Source organism: Methylobacterium sp. Leaf466 (genome assembly GCF_001425565.1).
In the GTDB taxonomy this organism is placed as follows: domain Bacteria; phylum Pseudomonadota; class Alphaproteobacteria; order Rhizobiales; family Beijerinckiaceae; genus Methylobacterium.
In genome coordinates, this window is the sequence record NZ_LMRC01000031.1 from 430141 (window position 1) to 449637 (window position 19497).

General features: G+C 70.2%; 17 protein-coding genes. 10 read left to right on the forward strand and 7 right to left on the reverse strand.

Annotation, left to right across the window (positions count from 1 at the left end):
* Positions 1-37: 37 nt before the first annotated feature.
* Both metF and ASG59_RS13500 read right to left on the reverse strand, forming a co-directional pair.
* Entirely contained in the window at positions 38-961 is a 924-nt protein-coding gene (metF, locus tag ASG59_RS13495; RefSeq protein ID WP_055887715.1) for a methylenetetrahydrofolate reductase [NAD(P)H], read from the reverse strand.
* 55 nt (positions 962-1016) lie between these two features.
* Complete coding sequence (locus ASG59_RS13500) at positions 1017-2066, reverse strand: metalloregulator ArsR/SmtB family transcription factor (protein WP_056282930.1); 1050 nt, start codon at positions 2064-2066, stop codon at positions 1017-1019.
* Between the two features lie 242 nt (positions 2067-2308).
* Between ASG59_RS13500 and ASG59_RS13505 the strand changes: the two genes are divergently transcribed.
* Both ASG59_RS13505 and glpX read left to right on the forward strand, forming a co-directional pair.
* On the forward strand, positions 2309-3631 hold the full coding sequence (locus ASG59_RS13505) for a homoserine dehydrogenase (protein ID WP_056409327.1): 1323 nt from the start codon (positions 2309-2311) through the stop codon (positions 3629-3631).
* A gap of 117 nt (positions 3632-3748) precedes the next feature.
* Positions 3749-4732 carry a class II fructose-bisphosphatase gene (gene glpX, locus ASG59_RS13510; protein WP_055888086.1) on the forward strand — a complete coding sequence of 328 codons (984 nt, stop codon included), beginning with the start codon at positions 3749-3751 and terminating at the stop codon, positions 4730-4732.
* Positions 4733-4777: 45 nt separating this feature from the next.
* On the opposite strand, the gene ASG59_RS13515 is transcribed toward glpX, so the two are convergent.
* The 4 genes from ASG59_RS13515 to ASG59_RS13530 form a co-directional block, all read right to left on the reverse strand.
* The gene (locus tag ASG59_RS13515) at positions 4778-5650 is read right to left on the reverse strand and encodes a tetratricopeptide repeat protein (RefSeq protein ID WP_056282937.1); all 873 of its coding nucleotides are present in this window, start codon (positions 5648-5650) and stop codon (positions 4778-4780) included.
* Between the two features lie 320 nt (positions 5651-5970).
* Positions 5971-7077, reverse strand: coding sequence for a 5-(carboxyamino)imidazole ribonucleotide synthase (locus ASG59_RS13520; protein ID WP_055887704.1), 1107 nt, complete (start codon positions 7075-7077; stop codon positions 5971-5973).
* 5 nt (positions 7078-7082) lie between these two features.
* Positions 7083-7610: a 5-(carboxyamino)imidazole ribonucleotide mutase gene (gene purE, locus ASG59_RS13525; RefSeq protein ID WP_055887702.1), complete on the reverse strand. Its 528-nt coding sequence runs from the start codon at positions 7608-7610 to the stop codon at positions 7083-7085.
* Between the two features lie 112 nt (positions 7611-7722).
* Entirely contained in the window at positions 7723-7941 is a 219-nt protein-coding gene (locus ASG59_RS13530) for a DUF465 domain-containing protein (protein WP_055887699.1), read from the reverse strand.
* Between the two features lie 222 nt (positions 7942-8163).
* Between ASG59_RS13530 and ASG59_RS20015 the strand changes: the two genes are divergently transcribed.
* From ASG59_RS20015 to ASG59_RS13545, 4 genes are all read left to right on the forward strand, one after another.
* Positions 8164-8340: a DUF465 domain-containing protein gene (locus ASG59_RS20015; RefSeq protein WP_082494456.1), complete on the forward strand. Its 177-nt coding sequence runs from the start codon at positions 8164-8166 to the stop codon at positions 8338-8340.
* 162 nt (positions 8341-8502) lie between these two features.
* A complete protein-coding gene (locus ASG59_RS13535) occupies positions 8503-10437 on the forward strand; it encodes a propionyl-CoA synthetase (protein ID WP_056409329.1) in 1935 nt (644 codons plus the stop codon).
* 138 nt (positions 10438-10575) lie between these two features.
* Positions 10576-11694, forward strand: coding sequence for an NADH:flavin oxidoreductase/NADH oxidase (locus ASG59_RS13540; RefSeq protein ID WP_056409397.1), 1119 nt, complete (start codon positions 10576-10578; stop codon positions 11692-11694).
* A 17-nt stretch (positions 11695-11711) separates the two neighbouring features.
* Positions 11712-12083, forward strand: a complete 372-nt coding sequence (locus tag ASG59_RS13545) for a hypothetical protein (protein ID WP_056409399.1) — start codon at positions 11712-11714, stop codon at positions 12081-12083.
* A 6-nt stretch (positions 12084-12089) separates the two neighbouring features.
* On the opposite strand, the gene ASG59_RS13550 is transcribed toward ASG59_RS13545, so the two are convergent.
* A complete protein-coding gene (locus tag ASG59_RS13550; RefSeq protein WP_056409400.1) occupies positions 12090-12959 on the reverse strand; it encodes an MBL fold metallo-hydrolase in 870 nt (289 codons plus the stop codon).
* 130 nt (positions 12960-13089) lie between these two features.
* On the opposite strand from ASG59_RS13550, the gene ASG59_RS13555 reads away from it, so the two are divergent.
* The 4 genes from ASG59_RS13555 to ASG59_RS13570 all read left to right on the forward strand — a co-directional run bounded on the left by ASG59_RS13555 (position 13090) and on the right by ASG59_RS13570 (position 19444).
* Positions 13090-14361, forward strand: coding sequence for a glycosyltransferase family 1 protein (locus ASG59_RS13555; RefSeq protein ID WP_056409331.1), 1272 nt, complete (start codon positions 13090-13092; stop codon positions 14359-14361).
* A gap of 191 nt (positions 14362-14552) precedes the next feature.
* The gene (locus tag ASG59_RS13560) at positions 14553-14876 is read left to right on the forward strand and encodes a rhodanese-like domain-containing protein (protein WP_055887679.1); all 324 of its coding nucleotides are present in this window, start codon (positions 14553-14555) and stop codon (positions 14874-14876) included.
* A 141-nt stretch (positions 14877-15017) separates the two neighbouring features.
* The gene (locus tag ASG59_RS13565; RefSeq protein ID WP_055887676.1) at positions 15018-16130 is read left to right on the forward strand and encodes an efflux RND transporter periplasmic adaptor subunit; all 1113 of its coding nucleotides are present in this window, start codon (positions 15018-15020) and stop codon (positions 16128-16130) included.
* 101 nt (positions 16131-16231) lie between these two features.
* On the forward strand, positions 16232-19444 hold the full coding sequence (locus ASG59_RS13570) for a multidrug efflux RND transporter permease subunit (RefSeq protein WP_055887673.1): 3213 nt from the start codon (positions 16232-16234) through the stop codon (positions 19442-19444).
* Positions 19445-19497: the final 53 nt, after the last annotated feature.

The window sequence follows — 19497 nt, forward strand, 5'->3', positions numbered from 1 at the left end:
ATGCGCCTTGTTCGTCGAACTCGGGTCTCACGCGACTTTAGGCGGCCGCCTTCTGCACCGCCACCTTCGGTCCCTGCGAACGCAGGCCGAGCAGGTGGCAGATGGCGTAGACGAGGTCGGAACGGTTCATCGAATAGAAGTGGAAGTCGCTCACGCCGCGGTCGACGAGGTCGAGCACCTGCTCGGCCGCCACCGCGGCCGCCACGAGGCGGCGCGTCTCGACGTCGTCCTCCAGGCCCTCGAAGCGGGCCGCCAGCCAATACGGCACCGAGGCGCCGGTGCGGCGGGCGAAGTTGGCCGACTGCTTGAAATTCTGCACCGGCAGGATGCCGGGGATGATCGGGATGTCGATGCCGGCCGCGCGCACCTTGTCGACATAGCGCAGGTAGATGTCGTTCTCGAAGAAGAACTGGGTGATCGCCTGGTCGGCGCCGGCATCGACCTTGGCCTTCAACGCGTCGATGTCGGCGTCCAGCGACGAAGCCTCGGGGTGCTTCTCGGGGTAGGCCGAGACCGAGACCTTGAAGTCGCCGATGCGCTTGATGCCGGCGACGAGGTCGGAGGTCTGCGCATAGCCGCCCGGATGCGGCCGGTAGGCGGTGCCGATGCCGTCCTGCGGGTCGCCGCGCAGGGCCACGATGTGGCGCACGCCGGCATCCCAATAGGATTGCACGACGGCGTCGATCTCCTCGCGGCTGGCGTCGACGCAGGTGAGATGGGCGGCGGGCTTCAGGCCCGTCTCCTTCACCATGCGCGCCACCGTGTTGTGGGTGCGCTCACGGGTGGAGCCGCCCGCGCCGTAGGTCACCGAGACGAACTTCGGCTGCAGCGGAGCGAGGCGCTCGATCGACGACCACAGGATCTTCTCCATCTCGTCGGTCTTCGGGGGGAAGAACTCGATCGAGACGCGGATCGGCAGGTAGCCGTCGCGGCTGGCGCGGTGCTGTGAGGCGTTGGGCATCGGTTCGTCCTCTTCGTCGATCGTCGGTCGGGGCCGTCGGCGTCGCTTGAAAAAATCAGGCCGCGGTCAGGGCCAGCTGGTCTTCGGGCAGAATGTCTTTGGCCAAGATGTCGTCGGGCGAAATGGCGGATCGGGACTCGGCGGCCAGCCAGAGGGTCACCGTCAGGAGATCGCCGGCCTCACCCGAGGGAACGAGGTGGCGAATCGCCACCGATCCGAGCCCGGCGTCGGCCAGCCAACCCGATACCTGTTCGGCGGCAAAACCGAGGCGGCGGTGGGCCTGCGTCTCGCGCAGGAACTCGTGGTCGTGGGACGCGAAGTCCACCACGAGGAGGCGCCCCCCCGGCGCCACCAGCCGTGCCGCCTCGCGCAGGGCGCGGGTCGGGTCGTCGAGGTAGTGCAACACCTGATGCACCAGCACGAGGTCGAAGCTACCGCGGCCGAAGGGCGGGGCGTGGATGTCGCCCTGACGCAGGTCGACCCGCGACAGGCCGGCACGCTCGAGGTTGGCGCGGGCGACGGACAGCATGGCATGGCTGGAATCGAGGCCCGTGGCGCGCTTGGCGCGCGCCCCCAGCAGCGACAGCATGCGGCCCGTGCCGGTGCCGAGGTCGATGAGGCTGTGGATCGGACGCGGCCCCAGCACATCGAGGACGGCTGCCTCCACCACCGCTTCCGCCACATGGAGCGAGCGCAGGCGGTCCCATTTGGGCGCGAGGCGGGCGAAGAAGCTCTGGGCGGCCTCGGCGCGCTGGGCGCGCACCGCATCGAGGCGCGCCTTGTCCTCCGACAGCGGCGGGCTCGCCCGGTCGAGGCCGGAGATCAACGGCTCGATCAGGCCGGCACGGTCCTCGGCCAGACGAAAGAACGCCCAGGCCCCCTCCTTGTGGCGCTCGACGAGGCCGGATTCCACCAGGAGCTTGAGATGGCGCGAGATCCGCGGCTGCGACTGGCCGAGGATGTCGGTGAGATCCGTCACTGAAAGCTCCCCCCCGGTCAGCAGGGCGACGATGCGCAGCCGCGTTTCCTCCGCGGCCGCCCGGAGGGCGCCGAGGGCATCGGCGAACCGGATCGTTCCGGCCATGCTCGGGCTCTCATCAGACATAAAGATATCTTTATGTTAGTTATGAGCCGGGTGCAAGGGCGTTCCGAGGATCGTCGGCGGGGTGGTTTTCTCGGGCACCCCGTTCGTTTTCCCCGGCGCCCCGCGTTTCTTGCGGACCCCCGCGTTTCGTTGCAGAAGACCCGGGCGCCGAGAGCAGCGTCGTCACGCACGACGGATCGCCCGCCTGCCGGGCCGGGTCTCGCGCAAACGAGTCCCACCGATCGAGCCCCAGGATTGCCACCATGTCTCAGAGCCTTCGCCTCGGCGTCGCCGGTCTCGGCACGGTCGGTGCCGCGGTGGTCCGCATGGTCTCGCGCCGGGCCGAGGCGCTGGAGGCCGCCACCGGCCGCAGCATCCGCGTCACCGCCGTCTCCTCCCGCGACCGGGCCCGCGACCGCGGCCTCGACCTGTCCGGGGTGACCTGGTTCGACGATCCGGTGCATCTTGCGCAATCCGACGCGGTCGATTGCGTGGTCGAACTCATCGGCGGCGCCGAGGGGCCGGCCCGGGCCACCGTCGAGGCGGCCATCGCGGCCGGTCACGACGTCGTCACCGCCAACAAGGCGCTGCTGGCCCGCCACGGCGCGGCGCTGGCCAAGGCGGCGGAGGCCAAGGGCGTGGTGCTGGCCTACGAGGCGTCGGTGGCCGGCGGCATCCCGGTGATCAAGGCCCTGCGCGAGGGCCTGGCCGGCAACCGGGTCAGCCGCCTGTACGGAATCATGAACGGCACCTGCAACTACATCCTCACCCGGATGGAACGGGAGGGGCTGACCTTCGACGCCTGCCTCGCCGACGCCCAGGCGCTCGGTTACGCCGAGGCCGACCCGACCTTCGACGTCGAGGGCTTCGACACCGCCCACAAGCTCGCCATCCTCGCCAGCCTCGCCTTCGGCATCGAGATCGACGCGGACGCCGTGTCGGTGGAAGGCATCTCGGCGATCCAGCCCCTCGACCTGCGCATGGCCGAGGAACTCGGCTACCGCATCAAGCTCCTGGGCGTCGCGCAGGCCGCGGACGGCGGCATCGAGCAGCGGGTCCATCCGACCATGGTGCCGAAGTCCTCCGCCATCGCGCAGGTCATGGGCGTCACCAACGCCGTCACCATCGACGCGGACGCGGTGGGCGAACTCACCCTGATCGGTCCCGGCGCCGGCGGCGAGGCCACCGCCTCGGCGGTCGTCGCCGACATCGCCGACATCGCCGCGGGCACCCGCCGCCCCACCTTCGGGCGGGCCGCCACAACGCTGCCGGCCTCGCCGCGGGTGGCGATGCAGCGCCACGAGGGCGGCTACTACATCCGGCTCACGGTCCACGACCGCCCCGGCGTGGCCGCGGGCGTCGCCACCCGGATGGCCGAGCGCGACATCTCGATCGAGAGCATCCTGCAGCGGCGCTCGCCGAGCGCGGCGCTCACCGACCCGCACGGGCGCTCGGGCCAGCCGGTGCCGCTGGTGCTGATCACCTACGCGGCCACCGAGGGCACCATCCGCGCGGCGCTGGATGCCATCGCCGCCGACGGTCTCCTGGCGGAGACGCCGCAGTTGATCCGGATCGAGCGGGAATAGATCCATTATTTTGCCGGATGCTATGGCGCCCTGCAGGATAGCGCAGCTATAGGGCTCCGCGACGGAGCGCCCGGGCCCTGTCCCGGCGAGCGAGGGGCACGAGCTGCCATGACCACGATGAACGACGCGACGGCAGCCATGCCGGTGGCGCGCACCCTGACCCTCGAACTCGCCCGCGTGACCGAGCGGGCCGCCATCGCGGCCGCCCGTTTGCGCGGCCAGGGCAAGGAGAAGGAGGCCGACCAGGCCGCCGTCGACGCCATGCGCGACGAGCTCAACGCCCTGCCCATCGACGGCACCGTGGTGATCGGCGAGGGCGAGCGCGACGAGGCCCCGATGCTGTTCATCGGCGAGCGCCTCGGGACCGGCGTCGGGCCGAAGGTCGACATCGCGGTCGACCCCCTCGAGGGCACGACCCTGTGCGCCAAGGACATGCCCGGCGCCATCGCCGTGATGGCCATGGCCGAGGCGGGGTCGCTGCTGGCCGCCCCCGACGTCTACATGCAGAAGATCGCCATCGGCCCCGGCTATCCGGCCGGCACCGTCGACCTCGACGCCTCGCCCGCCGACAACATCGCGGCCCTGGCCAGAGCCAAGGGCGTCGATCCCTCGCAGATCACGGCGATCATCCTCGACCGGCCGCGCCACGCCGCCCTGGTCGCCGCGGTCCGCGAGACCGGAGCCGGCATCCGCCTGATCTCGGACGGCGACATCGCCGGCATCATCTTCACGACGAGCCCGGAGGAGACCGGCGTCGACATCTACCTCGGCACCGGCGCCGCACCCGAGGGCGTCATCGCGGCCGGCGCCCTGCGCTGCATCGGCGGCCACATGCAGGGGCGGCTGATCCTCGACAGCCACGACAAGCGCGAGCGCGCCGCCGCGATGGGCATCACCGACCCCAACCGGAAGTACGAGCTCGTCGACATGGCCCGGGGCGACGTCATCGTGGCGGCCACCGGCGTCACCGACGGGGCGCTCCTCAAGGGCGTGCGCTTCAAGCCGGGGCTGATCGAGACCGAGACCGTGGTCTACCGCTCGGCCACCGGCACCGTACGCCGCATCCTGTGCGGCCACCGCAGGCCGCCGGCCAGGGGTTAGGAGACCAATGCCGGGCCTGCCCGGAGGCAAGCCCGGCCAGACCGGTCAGTTGAACAGCGAACCGACGCCGCCCTGCACCCGCGACAGGCCCTGGCTCGCCACCGGGTTGCCCGGCTCGAGGGACGAGGCGCGCTGGTAGTTCTCCATCGCCTCCTTGCGGCGCCCCGACTTCTCGTAGGCGAGGCCGCGATAGGCCCAGGAGGTGGCGTCCTTGTTGTTGACGTTGAGGGCGGCGTTGTAGTCCTCGATCGCCTTGTCGAACTGGTTGGTGGCGATCAGGCTCTGGCCACGGGCGGCATAGGGGGCGCTGACGAAGGGGTTGCGGTCGATGGCGGCGTCGAAATCGCCGATCGCCTGCGTGTTCTGTCCCTGCTTCTGCCGCACCAGACCGCGGGCGTGGTAGGCCTCGGCCGATTCCGGCGCCAGACGGATCGCCTGGTTGAGGTCGCTGCCGGCGCCGTCGAGGTCGCCCTGGGCGCGCAGCACGTTGGCGCGGCCGATGTAGGCGGGCGCGTAGTTCGGATCGGCCGAGATCGCCTTCGAGAAATCGGCCAGCGCCGCATCGTTGCGGCCGGTCTGGCGATAGGCGAGCGCGCGGTTGTTGTAGGCCGAGCCGGAGTTGGGATCGATCTGGATCGCCTTCGAGAAATCGGCGATGGCGTCGTTGAACTGCCCGGCGCGGGCATAGGCCGCCCCGCGGGTGGTATAGGCGGCCGCGTCGTTGGGATTGCGCTGGATCACCTCGCTCAGGGAGGCGATGTTGACGGTGGTGGCGCCCGTCTTGTCCGATTCGAGCACCGCGAACTGCCGCGGCGCGGCGGCATTGCCGTAGGTCTCGCATCCGCCGAGCGCGGCCGCCGCCAGCGCCACCGCCCCGATCAGCCCCACCTTCGATGCCTGCAGCATCACAACCGTCATCGCCCCGCTCCCTCCGGCGAACCGCGGCGTGCCGCGTCGTTCGCCTCCACCCGTTCGATTCGCTGTCCGACTCGATCGCCGTGCCCCAATCGGCGGCGCCCGGCGCGGCACGCCGCATCGCGTCTCCGGCGAACCGTCGGCGAAGGCGGTGAACGCATGCTTAAAGCCGGGACACAGGCTCGCTCAAGCGGCTGCGTGTGGCGAAGATATGGCCTCTTCCGGCCTCACCCCGAGTCCGGGCCGGCGCGGGCCCGATCGGTCCGCGGGTGTGCCATCCGCGACGCAGTTTAGGCCAGGTATCGGCGAGGAATCGCCCGGCCCTACGGCGGGAGCAAGAGACGGGTGACGTGTCCCATCTTGCGGCCGGGCCGGGCCTCGCCCTTGCCGTAGAGGTGGAGGTGGGCGCCCGGCTCGGCCAGGATCGCGTCCCAGGCCGCCGCCTCGTCGCCGATGAGGTTGTGCATCTCCACGGCGACACCGCCGACCCGGGCGGGATCCCCGAGCGGCCAGCCGCAGACCGCCCGCACGTGCTGGGCGAATTGCGAGGTCAGCGCCCCCTCGATGGTCCAGTGACCGGAATTGTGGACGCGCGGGGCGATCTCGTTGACCACGACCCGTTCCGGCCCGTCCCCATCGGCGACCAGGAACATCTCGACGGCGAGCACGCCGACGTAATCGAGGGCCTCGGCGATGCGCCGTGCGATGTCGATGGCGCTGGCCGCGGTGGCAGGGGCGATGCCGGGGGCCGGCACCCGGGTGAGCGCGAGGATGTGGTCGCGGTGGGTGTTGGCGCAGGGATCGAAGGCGGCGAACGCTCCGTCTGCGCCGCGCGCGGCGACCACCGACACCTCGCGCTCGAAGGCGACGAAGCCTTCGAGGATGCAGGGCGCGCCGCCGAACTCGGACAGGATCGCGGCCGGGTCGATGGCATCGCCAACGCGCAGCATGCGCTGGCCCTTGCCGTCGTAGCCGAAGCGCCGGGTCTTGATCACCGCCGGCAGCCCGATCTCGGCCAGCGCGAGGGTCAGGTCCTCGGGCGTGTCGACGCTGCGGAACGGGGCCGTGGGAATGCCGAGCCCGTTGACGAAGGCCTTCTCCGACAGGCGGTCCTGGGTCGTGGCCAGGGCGGAGGCGCTCGGATGCAGGGGCGCGAGGGCGGCGAGCCGGTCGGCGGTCTCGCGCGGGATGTTCTCGAACTCGTAGGTGACCACGTCGACGCTGGAGGCGAAGCGCGCCAATGCCTCGGCGTCGTCGTAGGCGGCCACCGTCGTGGCGGCGGCGACATCGAAGGCCGGGCTGTCCGCGTCTGGGGCGAAGACGTGCGCCTTCAGCCCGTGCTGCGCAGCGGCGAGGGCGATCATGCGGCCGAGCTGGCCGCCGCCGACGATACCGAGGGTGGCGCCGGGTGCGATCCGGGTCATGACCATCCGCCCTATGGTGTCTCGGCCTGCGGGAACTCGACCTTGGGGAACTCGGCCTGCGGGAACTCCGCCACCGCCGCGCTCTGGGCGGCGCGCCAGGCCTCCAGCCGTTCGGCCAGCGCCTCGTCCGAGACCGCCAGGATCGCGGCCGCCAGGAGGGCGGCGTTGACTGCCCCGGCCCGGCCGATTGCCAGGGTCCCGACCGGAATGCCGGCGGGCATCTGCACGATGGAGAGCAGGCTGTCCTGGCCCGACAGGGCCTTGGATTCGACCGGCACGCCCAGCACCGGCAGCGACGTCATCGCCGCGCACATGCCGGGCAGATGCGCGGCCCCGCCCGCGCCTGCGATCACCACCTTGAAGCCGGCGGCCTTGGCGCCCTTGGCGAAGGCGACGAGACGGTCCGGCGTGCGGTGCGCCGAGACGATCCGGTCCTCGTGCGCCAGGCCGAGGGCGTCGAGGGTCTCGGCGGCATGGCGCATGGTCGCCCAGTCCGACTGGCTCCCCATGATGATCGCGATCCGGGGCTGGCCGGCCATCGTCTCGAATCCGTTTCTGTGGGCGTGCCGCGCGGCACGTCCGCCTCAACCCGAGTTCGCCGCATACGCGCCGGTCGCAGCGCGGGCAAGGCGGCTCGGGCGATAAGGCGGCTCAGGCGATGATGTCGGGGGTGATCTGGTCTTCGAGGTAGGTGATGCGGTCGCGAAGGCCGAGCTTGCGCTTCTTGAGACGCTGGATCTGGAGCTGGTCGCCGGCCACCACGAGCTCGAGGGCGTCGATGGCCCCGTCGAGGTCGCGATGCTCCTGCTTCAGCCTCAGGAGCTCGGCCTCGTACTCGGCCTTCGCCTCGTCACCCAACTCATCCGGCATCGCGTCCGACATCCTCGACAGCCGGCCCGGAGGCCTGCCCTCGAACCATGCGGCAGGGTGGTGCCAGGGGCAAGATCCGGCGGCGGCATCGCGGGGGGCAATCGTGTTTCGGGCGCGCGAACCCTGTTGAAAGGCTTCGTCAAGCACGGCCGATTTTGGCCTTCGACAGCCGGCGAAAGGTGTGCCAATCTGTCCACGTCGAAACGATGACAGGAGACATCCATGTCGCTGCAGACACACCTCACCCAGCTCGCTCGGAAGCACGAAGCCCTGGAGCGGGAGATCCACGACGCCATCCACAGCCCATCGGCGAACGATCTGCGCATCGCAGAGCTCAAGAGACGAAAGCTCCAACTCAAGGACTCGATGAACCGCCTCAAGACGGAATCCGTCCACTAGGCGCGTCACCGCCCCGGTCCTTCAAGTCTCATGCGTTCGCCGCCGCCGCTGGTCTCCAGGGCGGCGGTTTTTTTGTGCCGAATATCGTCCCTCCCGGGCGCGCGGTGGATATACTGGGCTCCGATCAGGCCGGCGTCGACGACCGGCCATCGGGGGAACGCCATGGCCAGCGACACCACAGACCCGACGGCGTCCAGCCGCTACGCCGCCGTTCACGCCGCCTCCCTCGCCGACCCCGAGGGGTTCTGGCTGGAAGCCGCCAAGGCGATCGACTGGATCTCGCCCCCCACCCGCGCCTTCGACGGGGCGGCCGGGGCCTACGGCCGCTGGTTTCCCGACGCGACGCTCAACGCCTGCCACAACGCCGTCGACCGCCACGTCGAGGCCGGGCGCGGCGACCAGGCCGCGATCCTGTACGATTCGCCCGTGGCCGGCGCCAAGCGACGCGTTACCTACGCCGAGTTGCGCGATGCGGTGGCGACGCTGGCCGCCGTGCTCGCCGAGCTCGGCGTGAACCGCGGCGACCGCGTCGTCATTTACATGCCGATGGTGCCCGAGGCCCTGTTCGCGATGCTGGCCTGCGCCCGGCTCGGGGCGGTCCATTCGGTGGTGTTCGGCGGGTTCGCCGCCAACGAGCTCGCCATCCGCATCGAGGATGCGACTCCCAAGGTGGTGGTGGCCGCCTCCTGCGGCATCGAGCCGAGCCGGATCGTCCCCTACAAGCCGCTCCTCGACGCGGCCATCGCGACCTCCGCGCACAAGCCGGACGCCTGCCTGATCCTGCAGCGGCCCCAGCGCGAGGCCGACCTCGTGGCCGGGCGCGACCACGACTGGGCGCAGGCGGTGGCCGAGGCGACGGCGGCCGGGCGCCGGGCCGATTGCGCGGCCATGGCCGCCACCGACCCGCTCTACATCCTCTACACCTCGGGCACGACGGGTAAGCCCAAGGGCGTGGTGCGCGATACCGGCGGCTATTGCGTCGCGCTGACCTGGTCGATGCCCAATCTCTACGACGTGAAGCCGGGCGAGGTGTACTTCTGCGCCTCGGACATCGGCTGGGTGGTGGGCCATTCCTACATCGTCTACGCGCCGCTGCTCCACGGCTGCACCACGGTGCTCTACGAGGGCAAGCCGGTGGGCACCCCCGATGCCGGCGCGTTCTGGCGGCTGATCGCCGAATACGGCATCGCCTGCCTGTTCACGGCCCCCACCGCGCTGCGCGCCGTCAAGAAGGAGGACCCGCGCGCCGAACTCGTCGCCGGCTACGACCTCTCCGGCTTCCGCAGCCTGTTCCTCGCCGGCGAGCGCGCCGACCCCGATTCGGTGGCCTGGGCCGAGCGCGCCCTCGACCGTCCTGTGATCGACCATTGGTGGCAGACCGAGACCGGCTGGGCCATCGCCGGCAATCCGGTCGGGATCGGGCAGCTGCCGGTCAAGCACGGCAGTGCCTGCAGGCCGATGCCGGGCTACGACCTCCACGTCCTCGACGAGGCCGGCAAGCCGGTGCCGGCCGACACCATGGGCACGATCGCCCTCAAGCTGCCGCTGCCGCCGGGCTGCTTGCCGACCCTCTGGGGCTCGGACGAGCGCTTCGCGCAGAGCTACCTCACCACCTTCCCCGGCTATTACGACACCTCGGACGCCGGCGTCGTGGATGCCGACGGCTACGTCACCGTGCTGGGACGAACCGACGACATCATCAACGTGGCCGGGCACCGGCTCTCGACGGGGGGCATGGAGGCGGTGCTCTCCGCCCATCCGGACGTCGCCGAATGCGCCGTCATCGGCATCCGCGACGCGCTCAAGGGCGAGCAGCCCTGCGGCTTCGTGGTGCTCAAGTCCGGCGTGTCGCGCGATACCGGCGAGATCGAGCGCGAACTCGTCGCCTCCATCCGCGAGCGCATCGGCCCCGTGGCCGCCTTCAAGCTGGCGCTGACCGTGGCGCGGCTGCCCAAGACCCGCTCGGGCAAGATCCTGCGCGGCACCATGAAGAAGATCGCCGACGGCGAGGCCTGGACCATGCCGGCCACCATCGACGACGCGGGCGTGCTTGAGGAGATCGGCGAGAGCCTGAAAGGACGCGGGATCGGCGGGTAGCTCGGCCAACCGGCGCGCCGCTTCCGGCGGCGGCCCGGCCGCAGGGGGCATGGCGCGGGTCCGGCAAAGCGGCGTAGAACGCGGGCCGATCCTACGTCCTGGCTCTCGCCCTCAATCTCGCCCTTGCCGGAGTCGCGCATGACCGCACGCCTGTTCGAGCCCCTGACCCTCGATGGGCTCACCCTCGAGAACCGCATCGTCGTGGCGCCGATGTGCCAGTACTCGGCCCATGCCGGGCAGGCCGGCGACTGGCACCTGATGCACCTCGGCCAGATGGCGCAATCCGGAGCGGGCCTCCTGATCCTGGAGGCCACGGCGATCTCGCCGGAGGCGCGGATCTCGCCCGGCGATCTCGGGCTGTATTCCGACGCGACCGAGTTGGCGCTGGGCCGGGTGCTCGACGCCGTGCGGGCCTCTGCGCCGATTCCGATCGCCATCCAGATCGGGCACGCCGGCCGCAAGGGATCGAGCCGGGCGCCCTGGGACGGCGGCGCCCAGATCCCGCCCGAGGCGCCGGACGGGTGGCGCACCGAAGGACCTTCCGCCGTTCCTCACGCGGAGGGAGAGGCGCCGCCGCACGCCCTCGACGCGGACGGCCTCAAGCGCGTGCGCGACGGCTTCGTCGCCACCGCGAGGCGGGCGCTCGCCATCGGCATCGACGGGTTCGAGCTGCACGGCGCCCACGGCTACCTGCTGCACCAGTTCCTGTCGCCGCTGGCCAACACGCGCACCGACGCCTACGGCGGCAGCCTGGAGAACCGGATGCGGTTCCCGCTCGAATGCTTCGACGCCGTCCGCGAGGCGGTGCCCTCGGGCAAGCCGGTGTGGATGCGGGTCTCGGCCACCGACTGGGTCGAGGGCGGCTGGACCCTGGAAGAGACCGTCGCGCTCGCCCGCGAATTGAAGCGCCGCGGGTCGGCCGCGATCCACGTCTCCACCGGCGGTGTGTCGACCCGGCAGCAGTTTCCCCTGTCGGAGGGCTACCAGGTGCCCTTCGCCGCGCGGATCAAGGCCGAGACCGGGCTCACCACCATCGCGGTCGGGCTGATCACGCAGGCCCGGCAGGCCGAGGCGATCCTGGCCGAGGGCCAGGCCGACGCGATCGCGCTCGCCCGCGCGATGCTCTACGATCCGCGCTGGCCCTGGCACGCGGCAGCCGAACTCGGAGCCCAGGTGCGGGCGCCCCGGCAGTATTTTCGCTGCCAGCCGCGCGAGTTCAAGGCGTTGTTCGAGGACGCCACCCACGGGCAACGCTGATGGACCGGAACACGCCGATGGACCGAGATACGCCACTCGACGACGTCACGACCTTCACGGTGGGCCGCGTCCGCCACGACGAGGAGAACGGGATCTGCCTGATCTCCGGGGCGGACGACGAGGAGGAGCCGGCCGGCTACTTCATCATCCAGATCGAGAAGGGCGACCCCGACGGGCCGCTGATCGAGGTGTTCGGCGAGGACCTGACCCAGTCGGACGGCGTGGTGTCCCTGGAGATCGGCGTGCGCCACCTCCTCTTCACCTTCGAGCCCACGAGCACGATCGGGTCCGAGATGCCGGCGGTGCGGATCGAATCCGAGACCGAGATCGCGCCGATCGTGCGCACGCGGCTCACCCTCGCCTTCAACAAACGGGTGGCGCGGGCCTGAGCCGCCCTAGCGGCGCAGGCTGTGGAGGGGCACCGGCGCCGCGTGCGGCCGGCTCGCCAGCATGCCGTCGATGAGGGCCAGGACCTCGGCCCGGCCGCAGTTGGCGGCCGGCTCGAACGGCGTCCAGGTCTGTGTGAAGTCGAGGGGCGCGAACACGTCGCGGTAGCGGCGCAACTCGTTGGGGGTGAGCGGCACGCCGCGCACGAAGGCCTTGTGGGCCGAGATCGTCAGGGCCGTGCGCGGGTCGGCCGGGTCGAGCTCGAACTTCAGGGCGTCGCCGCAGAACAGGATCTTCCGGGCACGGTCGAACAGTACGGCGTGACCGTCGAAATGCCCCGCCGTGCGGTGCAGTTCGAGGCCCGGCAACGGTTCGAGGAGGTCGTCGTAGGGCCAGGAGACCTGGAGGCCGGCGCTCCAGGTGTAATCGGCCGCCGGCAGGCACAGCTCCGGGTCGAACCGGTCCTGCAGCTGGACGAGGGCGCCGTAGGAATGGGGATGCGAGGCCGAGAGCACCTGCATCCCGCCCAAGTCCGCGATGTGCCGCAGGGCCGCCTCGCTGAAGACCGGGCAGGCCTCGAAGCCCATGTTCCCGGCCGGCGTCTGGATCAGGTAGGCGCTCGGACCGATGCCGGAGACCGGGTCGTTCCAGAAGCGCCAGACGCCGGGCTCGAGTTCGGCCCAATGGCAGGGGAAGCGTTCCTGCGCCTGCGTCTCGGTCCAGAACTGCCACCCGCCCTGCGGCACCACGTGGCGGGCGTCGAGGCAGAGGGGACAGGAGGCGGGCGTCTCGAAGTGCCGCTGCCAGAACCCGCAGTTGTCGCAGGTATAGGCCGGGAGCTGGAGGGCGCCCGCGAAGGGCAGATAGCCGGGGGACAAGGGCGCTCTCTCTGGCGTGTCGCTGAACGGAATGGGGCCGGACCGATGGTCTCGGGCGGTGCGCACCGCATATAGGCCGGATCGGGCGGCCGGCGAAACCGCGCCGCCGTCGGCCACGTCCCGGAGGACCATGCCCGCCATCGCCATCGACCTCACCCGCCTGATCACCCGCCTGTCGCACGCGAGCCCGAGCGGCATCGACCGGGTCGACCTCGCCTATGCCCGCCACGTCCTCGACCAGCCGGGCGACCGCTTCGGCCTCGTGTCGACGATGCTCGGGCCGCGCGTCCTCGACCGCGCCGGGGCGCTGGCCGTGGTCGAGGCGGCGGCCACGGGCTGGGAGGAGGATCGCGACGCCCTGGCCGACCCGGTCTATCGCGGCCTCATCGCCAGGCTCGGCGGCGCCGCGGGCCCGGCCGGTGCGCCAGCGGCCGGCCCGAGGCGGCGGACCCGCGTCCGCATCGAGGCGGCGCTGCGGACCCTGCGCGCCGGCGGCCACGAGGCGCTGCCGCAGGGCACGCTCTATCTCCACACCTCGCACCTGCGCCTCGACAAGCCCGGGCGGTTCGACTGGCTCTACGACCGCCCGGACGTCCGCGCGGTGTTCTTCGTCCACGACCTCATCCCGATCGCCTATCCCGAATACGGCCGCCCGGGGGAGGACGCGCGCCACGCGGTGCGGATGGAGACGATGGCCCGCCATGCCGACCACGTGATCGCCAATTCCGCCGACGTCGCGGGGCATTTCTCGCGTCACCTCGCGGCGAACGGGCTTCGGGCGAGGCCGGTGAGCGTGGCGCCGCTGGGAGTCGAGACGGTGTTCTGCGAGGCCGACCGCGCCACCGCCTTCGCGCCAGGGCGACCGGTCTTCGTGGCCTGCGGCACCATCGAGCCGCGCAAGAACCACCTCCTCCTGCTCAACCTCTGGCGTCGCCTCGCCGCCGATCTCGGCGAGGCGACGCCCCACCTCGTCATCGTCGGGCGCCGCGGCTGGGAGGCGGAGAACGTCATCGACATGCTGGACCGGTGCCCGGCCATCGAGGCCCATGTGACGGAGGTCCACGGGCTCTCCACCCACGGGCTGGCCGGGATCCTGCGCGGCGCCACCGCCCTCCTGATGCCCTCCTTCGCGGAAGGCTACGGCATCCCGGTGGTGGAGGCGGCGGCCTGCGGCCTGCCGGTGGTGGCCTCCGACATTCCCGTCCATCGCGAGGTCGGCTCGGGCTTCGCGACCCTGATCGACCCCCTCGACGGCCCCGGCTGGCGCGACGCGATCCTGGCCCTGAGCGAGCCGGGCTCGGAAACGCGCGCCGCCATGGCGGACCGGCTGCGAGGCTACGCCCCCCCGACCTGGCGCGACCACTTCGCGCTCGTCGACCCGATCCTCGCCACCTTTGCGTGAACCGGCTCGCGTTTCACGGGACAACACGATGAGACCGAGGCCGCCGTCGAAAGCGGCCTCATGGTCGCCACGGCAGGCCCGGATTTGCGGTCGTGACGCCTGACGAATATGAACATGCGTTAGCGATGCCCGGCCGCCTTCGGCCGACACCCCGAGACGACCGCCTCCACCGCTCCGAGAAAAGGACCACCATGACGATCGTCGATCTGCACCGGGACGACATCAAGCGGGGCCTCGCCGAAGGCGGCATCCTCCTCATCGACGTGCGCGAGGCGCACGAGTTCGAGGGCGGCCACATCCCCGGCGCGGTGCCGCATCCGCTCTCGACCCTGGACACCACGGCGCTGGCGGCGCTGATCGCGGAGGACGGGCGCCGCCCGGTGTTCTCCTGCATGTCCGGCGTCCGCTCGGTCCATGCCCTGCATGCGGCGCAGGCGGCCGGCATCCCCGTCGAGGCCCACTACCGGGGCGGCTTCAAGGATTGGGCGGCCGCCGGCGAGCCGATCGACTCGTAATCCCCCGGCACGGCCGGTTCCCGTCAGGGTGGAGCCAGCATGTGCGCAACCGCACGACAAGCCGTGGACCGAGCCTCTAGCTCGGGACGCGCAGGGAACCAGAACATGCCCATGGCTCGATTGATTCGTCGCTTGTCGTCCATGGGCCTCGCCCTGGCGGTGCTCGGGGCGCCGCTGGCGGTACATGCCCAGGCCCCCGGCGGACCGCCGCCGAAGGTGACGACGGCCAAGCCCGTGGTGCGCGAGTTCGTCGAGACCGACACCTACACCGGCCGCTTCGAGGCGGTCGACTACGTCGAGGTCCGCGCCCGCGTCACCGGCTACCTCGAGAAGGTGCTGTTCCAGGACGGCGCCACCGTGAAGAAGGGCGACATCCTGTTCGTGATCGACCGGCGCCCCTACAAGGCGGCCCTCGACCAGGCACAGGCGGCACTCACTTCCGCCAAGGCCAGCCTGAACTTTTCCACCACCGACCTCGAGCGCGCCCAGACCCTGAGCCGCTCGGGCAACATCTCCGAGCAGGTCACCGACCAGCGCCGCCAGGCCTCGCAGACGGCGCAGGCCAACGTCGACAGCGCCGACGCGCAATTGCGCCAGGCCCAGCTCAACTACGATTTCACCGAGGTGAAGGCCCCCGTCTCCGGCCGGATCAGCCGCCGCCTCGTCACCGAGGGCAACATCGTCGTCACCGACCAGACCATGCTGACGACGATCGTGTCGCTCGACCCGATCTACTTCAGCTTCACCGTCGACGAGCGGTCGTTCCTGAAATACCAGACCACCCTCAAGATCGGGATGGGCGCGACCCAGAAGCAGAACGCCGCGCCGATCATGATCGCGCTCACCAACGAGACGAAGCCGACCCGCAAGGGCCTGCTCGACTTCGTGGACAACCGGGTCGACAACGCCACCGGCACCGTGCTCCTGCGCGCCACCGTCGAGAACCCCGACGGCTTCATCAAGCCGGGCCTGTTCGGTATCGTCTCCCTGCCGGCGACGAAGCCGGCGCAAGGGGTGCTGCTGCCCGACGAGGCGGTCTCGGCCAACCAGGACAAGCGCATCGTCTACGTGGTGGCCGAAGACGGCTCGGTCTCGACCCGCGACGTGCAGCTCGGCCCCAAGGTCGACGGCTACCGGGTCATCCGGTCCGGCCTCAAGGGCGACGAGAACGTGGTCGTGAACGGGCTGACACGGGTGCGGCCCGGGGCCAAGGTGGCGGCCGAAGCCACCACCTTGCCGCCGTCGCGGACGTAAGGCGCATCGCACCGCGGTCCTGACCTCCCCCTTCTGCGGGGGAGGGTTGAAACACCGAGACATCACCGCCGAGCCGCATGACGCGGCGAGAGGTCTGACCGATGCGCTTTGCCCACTTTTTCGTCGATCGGCCGATCTTCGCGTCCGTCACGTCGATCATCTTCCTGATCCTCGGCTACGTCGCCTACGAATCGCTGCCCGTGGCGCAGTATCCCGAGATCGTGCCGCCGACCGTGGTGGTGCGCGCCTCCTACCCCGGCGCCAACGCCGAGACGGTGGCCGCCACGATCGCGACGCCCATCGAGCAGGAGGTGAACGGCGTCGACAACATGCTCTACATGACGTCGTTGTCGACCAACGACGGCAACATGCAGCTGACCGTCACCTTCAAGGTCGGCACCAACCTCGATATCGCCAACGTGCTGGTGCAGAACCGCCTGTCGGTGGCCCAGCCCCGCCTGCCGCCGGACGTCCGCAACCTCGGCGTCACCGTGCGCAAGTCCTCGCCCGACCTCATGATGGTCGTGCACCTGCTGTCGCCCGACAATTCCTACGACCAGAACTACCTCTCGAACTACATCTACCTGCGCATCCGCGACGAACTCCTGCGCCTCGACGGCGTCGGCGACATCACGGTGTTCGGCGGCAGCGAGTACGCCCTTCGCATCTGGATCGACCCCAACAAGCTCGCCGCCTACGGCCTGTCCACCACAGACGTCCTCTCGTCCCTGCAGGAGCAGAACGTGCAGGTCGCCTCCGGTGCCCTGGGGGCGCCGCCGGCGCCGAAGGACAACGCCTTCCAGCTCGTGGTGCAGTCGCAGGGCCGCTTCCAGACCCCCGAAGAGTTCACCGAGGTCATCGTCAAGGCGAGCGACGGCCGCCTCGTGCGCATCAAGGACATCGCCCGGGTCGAGCTCGGCCAGCAGACCTACACCACCCAGTCCTTCCTGAACGGGACGCCCGCGGTGGGCGTGGGTGTGTTCCAGCGGCCGGGCACCAACGCCCTCGACGCGGCCAAGCAGGTCCGCGCGACGATGGACACCATCAAGAAGAACTTCCCGCCCGGCGTCGAGTACAAGATCGCCTACAACCCGACCGAGTTCATCGAGGAATCGGTCTACGAGGTCTACAAGACCCTGTTCGAGGCGGTCGCCCTCGTCATCATCGTGGTGCTGGTGTTCCTCCAGAGCTGGCGCACCGCCCTGATCCCGGTGATCGCGATCCCGGTGTCGCTCATCGGCACCTTCGCGGTGATGCAGGCGCTCGGGTTCTCGATCAACAACCTGACCCTGTTCGGGCTGGTGCTCGCCATCGGCATCGTGGTCGACGACGCCATCGTCGTCGTCGAGAACGTCGAGCGCAACATGGCGGAGGGGCTCTCGCCGGGTGACGCCGCGCACAAGACCATGGACGAGGTCGGCGGCGCCGTCGTCGCCATCGCCCTGGTGCTGTCGGCGGTGTTCATCCCCACCGCCTTCATCCCCGGCATCTCGGGCCAGTTCTACAAGCAGTTCGCGCTCACCATCGCAGCCTCGACCATCATCTCGATGTTCAACTCGCTGACGCTGTCGCCCGCGCTCTGCAAGCTGCTGCTCAAGCCGCACCACGCCCACGCCAAGCCGACGTTCTTCCTGACGCGGTTCCTCGCCTGGTGCGCGGACGTCTTCAACCGCGCCTTCGACAAGCTCTCGAACGGCTACGCCAGCACCATCAACTTCCTCACCGGCAAGACCGTCGGCATCATCGGCATGGTGATCGTCTACGCCGCCATCATCGCCGGGACGCTGCATCTGGTGACGACGACGCCGACGGGCTTCATCCCGCAGCAGGACCAGGGTTACCTCATCGGCGTTGTGCAGTTGCCGGCGGGTTCGGCCCTGGAACGCACCACCGCCGTGGTGCGCAAGGCGGCCGATCTCGCCCTGAAGGTCGACGGCGTCGCCAATGCGGTCATCATCTCGGGCTTCGACGGGGCGACCTTCACCAACACCACCAACGGCGCGGTGATGTTCCTCACCCTCAAGGGGGCCAAGGAGCGGGCCGCCGCCGGCCGGACGGCGGCGGTCATTACCGGGGACGTCTTCAAGGCGACCGCCGGCATCCAGGAGGCGCGAGTCCTGTTCATCCCGCCGCCACCCGTGCGCGGCCTGGGCACCGGCGGCGGCTTCAAGATGCAGATCGAGAGCCGGCAGAGCTCCGAGATCGGGCCGTTGCTGGCGGCCGTCAACGAGATCCTGGGGCAGGCCAACCAGAGCAACGACGTCCAGCGCGTCTTCACCACCTTCGGCAACGACACGCCCCAGCTCTACATCGACATCGATCGCACCATGGCGCGGATGCTGAACGTGCCGCTGGCGAGCGTCTTTTCGACGCTCCAGACCAACCTCGGCGGCGCCTACGTCAACGACTTCAACACCTTCGGGCGCATCTACCAGGTCCGCGCCCAGGCCGATGCCGGCTTCCGCCTGGAGAAGCGCGACATCGAGCAGCTCAAGGTGCGCTCCTCCACCGGCGCGCTGGTGCCGATCGGGACGCTCGCCTCGATCCGCGAGATCAGCGGGCCGCAGATCGTGCAGCGGTTCAACCTGTTCTACTCGGTGCCGATCCAGGGCGATTCCAAGCCCGGCGTCTCCACCGGCCAGGCCCTCAACGCCATGGAGAAGATCGCGCAGAGCCTGCCGCAGGGCTACGCCTACGACTGGACCGAGATCGCGTTCCAGCAGAAGGCCACCGGCAACACCGCGATCCTGGTGTTCGGTCTGGGCGTGCTTCTCGTCTTCCTGGTGCTGGCGGCCCAGTACGAATCCTGGGCCCTGCCCTTGGCGATCATCCTCGTGGTCCCCACCGGCGTGCTCTCGGCGCTGGCGGCGGTGCAGTTCAGGGGGCAGGACAACAACATCCTGACCCAGATCGGCCTGATCGTGCTCATCGGTCTGGCCGCCAAGAACGCGATCCTGATCGTCGAGTTCGCGCACCAGCTCGAGGAAACCGAGAAGAAGGGGCCGGTCGCCGCCGCCGTCGAGGCCTGCCGCCTGCGCCTGCGCCCGATCCTGATGACGGCCTTCGCCTTCATCCTGGGCACCGTGCCGCTGGTCATCGCCACGGGGCCCGGCGCCGAGATGCGCCAGGCGCTGGGCACCGCCGTGTGCTTCGGCATGATCGGCGCCACCGTGTTCGGCCTGTTCCTCACCCCGGTGTTCTACGTCGTGATCCGCAAGATCCTGATCCGGTTCACCGGCAAGAAGAGCGGCCACGACGGGCATGGCGGCACGCCGGATGCCCATGGGCCGCATGCCACACCGGCAGGAGCGTGAAGCAGGGCCGATAAAGGGTTGCGCCGCGAGGGTCGGGAAGCTAAGACCCCCGC

What these genes read in the sequence shown, in the direction of transcription:
- ASG59_RS13535 (WP_056409329.1), top strand. Translation starts at nt 8,503, where the DNA reads ATGGCCAGCGACACCACAGACCCGACGGCGTCCAGCCGCTACGCCGCC.
- purE (WP_055887702.1), bottom strand. Translation starts at nt 7,610, where the DNA reads ATGGCCGGCCAGCCCCGGATCGCGATCATCATGGGGAGCCAGTCGGAC.
- ASG59_RS13560 (WP_055887679.1), top strand. Translation starts at nt 14,553, where the DNA reads ATGACGATCGTCGATCTGCACCGGGACGACATCAAGCGGGGCCTCGCC.
- ASG59_RS13530 (WP_055887699.1), bottom strand. Translation starts at nt 7,941, where the DNA reads ATGCCGGATGAGTTGGGTGACGAGGCGAAGGCCGAGTACGAGGCCGAG.
- ASG59_RS13520 (WP_055887704.1), bottom strand. Translation starts at nt 7,077, where the DNA reads ATGGTCATGACCCGGATCGCACCCGGCGCCACCCTCGGTATCGTCGGC.
- ASG59_RS13565 (WP_055887676.1), top strand. Translation starts at nt 15,018, where the DNA reads ATGGGCCTCGCCCTGGCGGTGCTCGGGGCGCCGCTGGCGGTACATGCC.
- ASG59_RS13540 (WP_056409397.1), top strand. Translation starts at nt 10,576, where the DNA reads ATGACCGCACGCCTGTTCGAGCCCCTGACCCTCGATGGGCTCACCCTC.
- ASG59_RS13515 (WP_056282937.1), bottom strand. Translation starts at nt 5,650, where the DNA reads ATGACGGTTGTGATGCTGCAGGCATCGAAGGTGGGGCTGATCGGGGCG.
- ASG59_RS13555 (WP_056409331.1), top strand. Translation starts at nt 13,090, where the DNA reads ATGCCCGCCATCGCCATCGACCTCACCCGCCTGATCACCCGCCTGTCG.
- ASG59_RS13570 (WP_055887673.1), top strand. Translation starts at nt 16,232, where the DNA reads ATGCGCTTTGCCCACTTTTTCGTCGATCGGCCGATCTTCGCGTCCGTC.
- glpX (WP_055888086.1), top strand. Translation starts at nt 3,749, where the DNA reads ATGAACGACGCGACGGCAGCCATGCCGGTGGCGCGCACCCTGACCCTC.
- ASG59_RS13545 (WP_056409399.1), top strand. Translation starts at nt 11,712, where the DNA reads ATGGACCGAGATACGCCACTCGACGACGTCACGACCTTCACGGTGGGC.
- ASG59_RS20015 (WP_082494456.1), top strand. Translation starts at nt 8,164, where the DNA reads ATGTCGCTGCAGACACACCTCACCCAGCTCGCTCGGAAGCACGAAGCC.
- ASG59_RS13500 (WP_056282930.1), bottom strand. Translation starts at nt 2,066, where the DNA reads ATGTCTGATGAGAGCCCGAGCATGGCCGGAACGATCCGGTTCGCCGAT.
- ASG59_RS13505 (WP_056409327.1), top strand. Translation starts at nt 2,309, where the DNA reads ATGTCTCAGAGCCTTCGCCTCGGCGTCGCCGGTCTCGGCACGGTCGGT.
- metF (WP_055887715.1), bottom strand. Translation starts at nt 961, where the DNA reads ATGCCCAACGCCTCACAGCACCGCGCCAGCCGCGACGGCTACCTGCCG.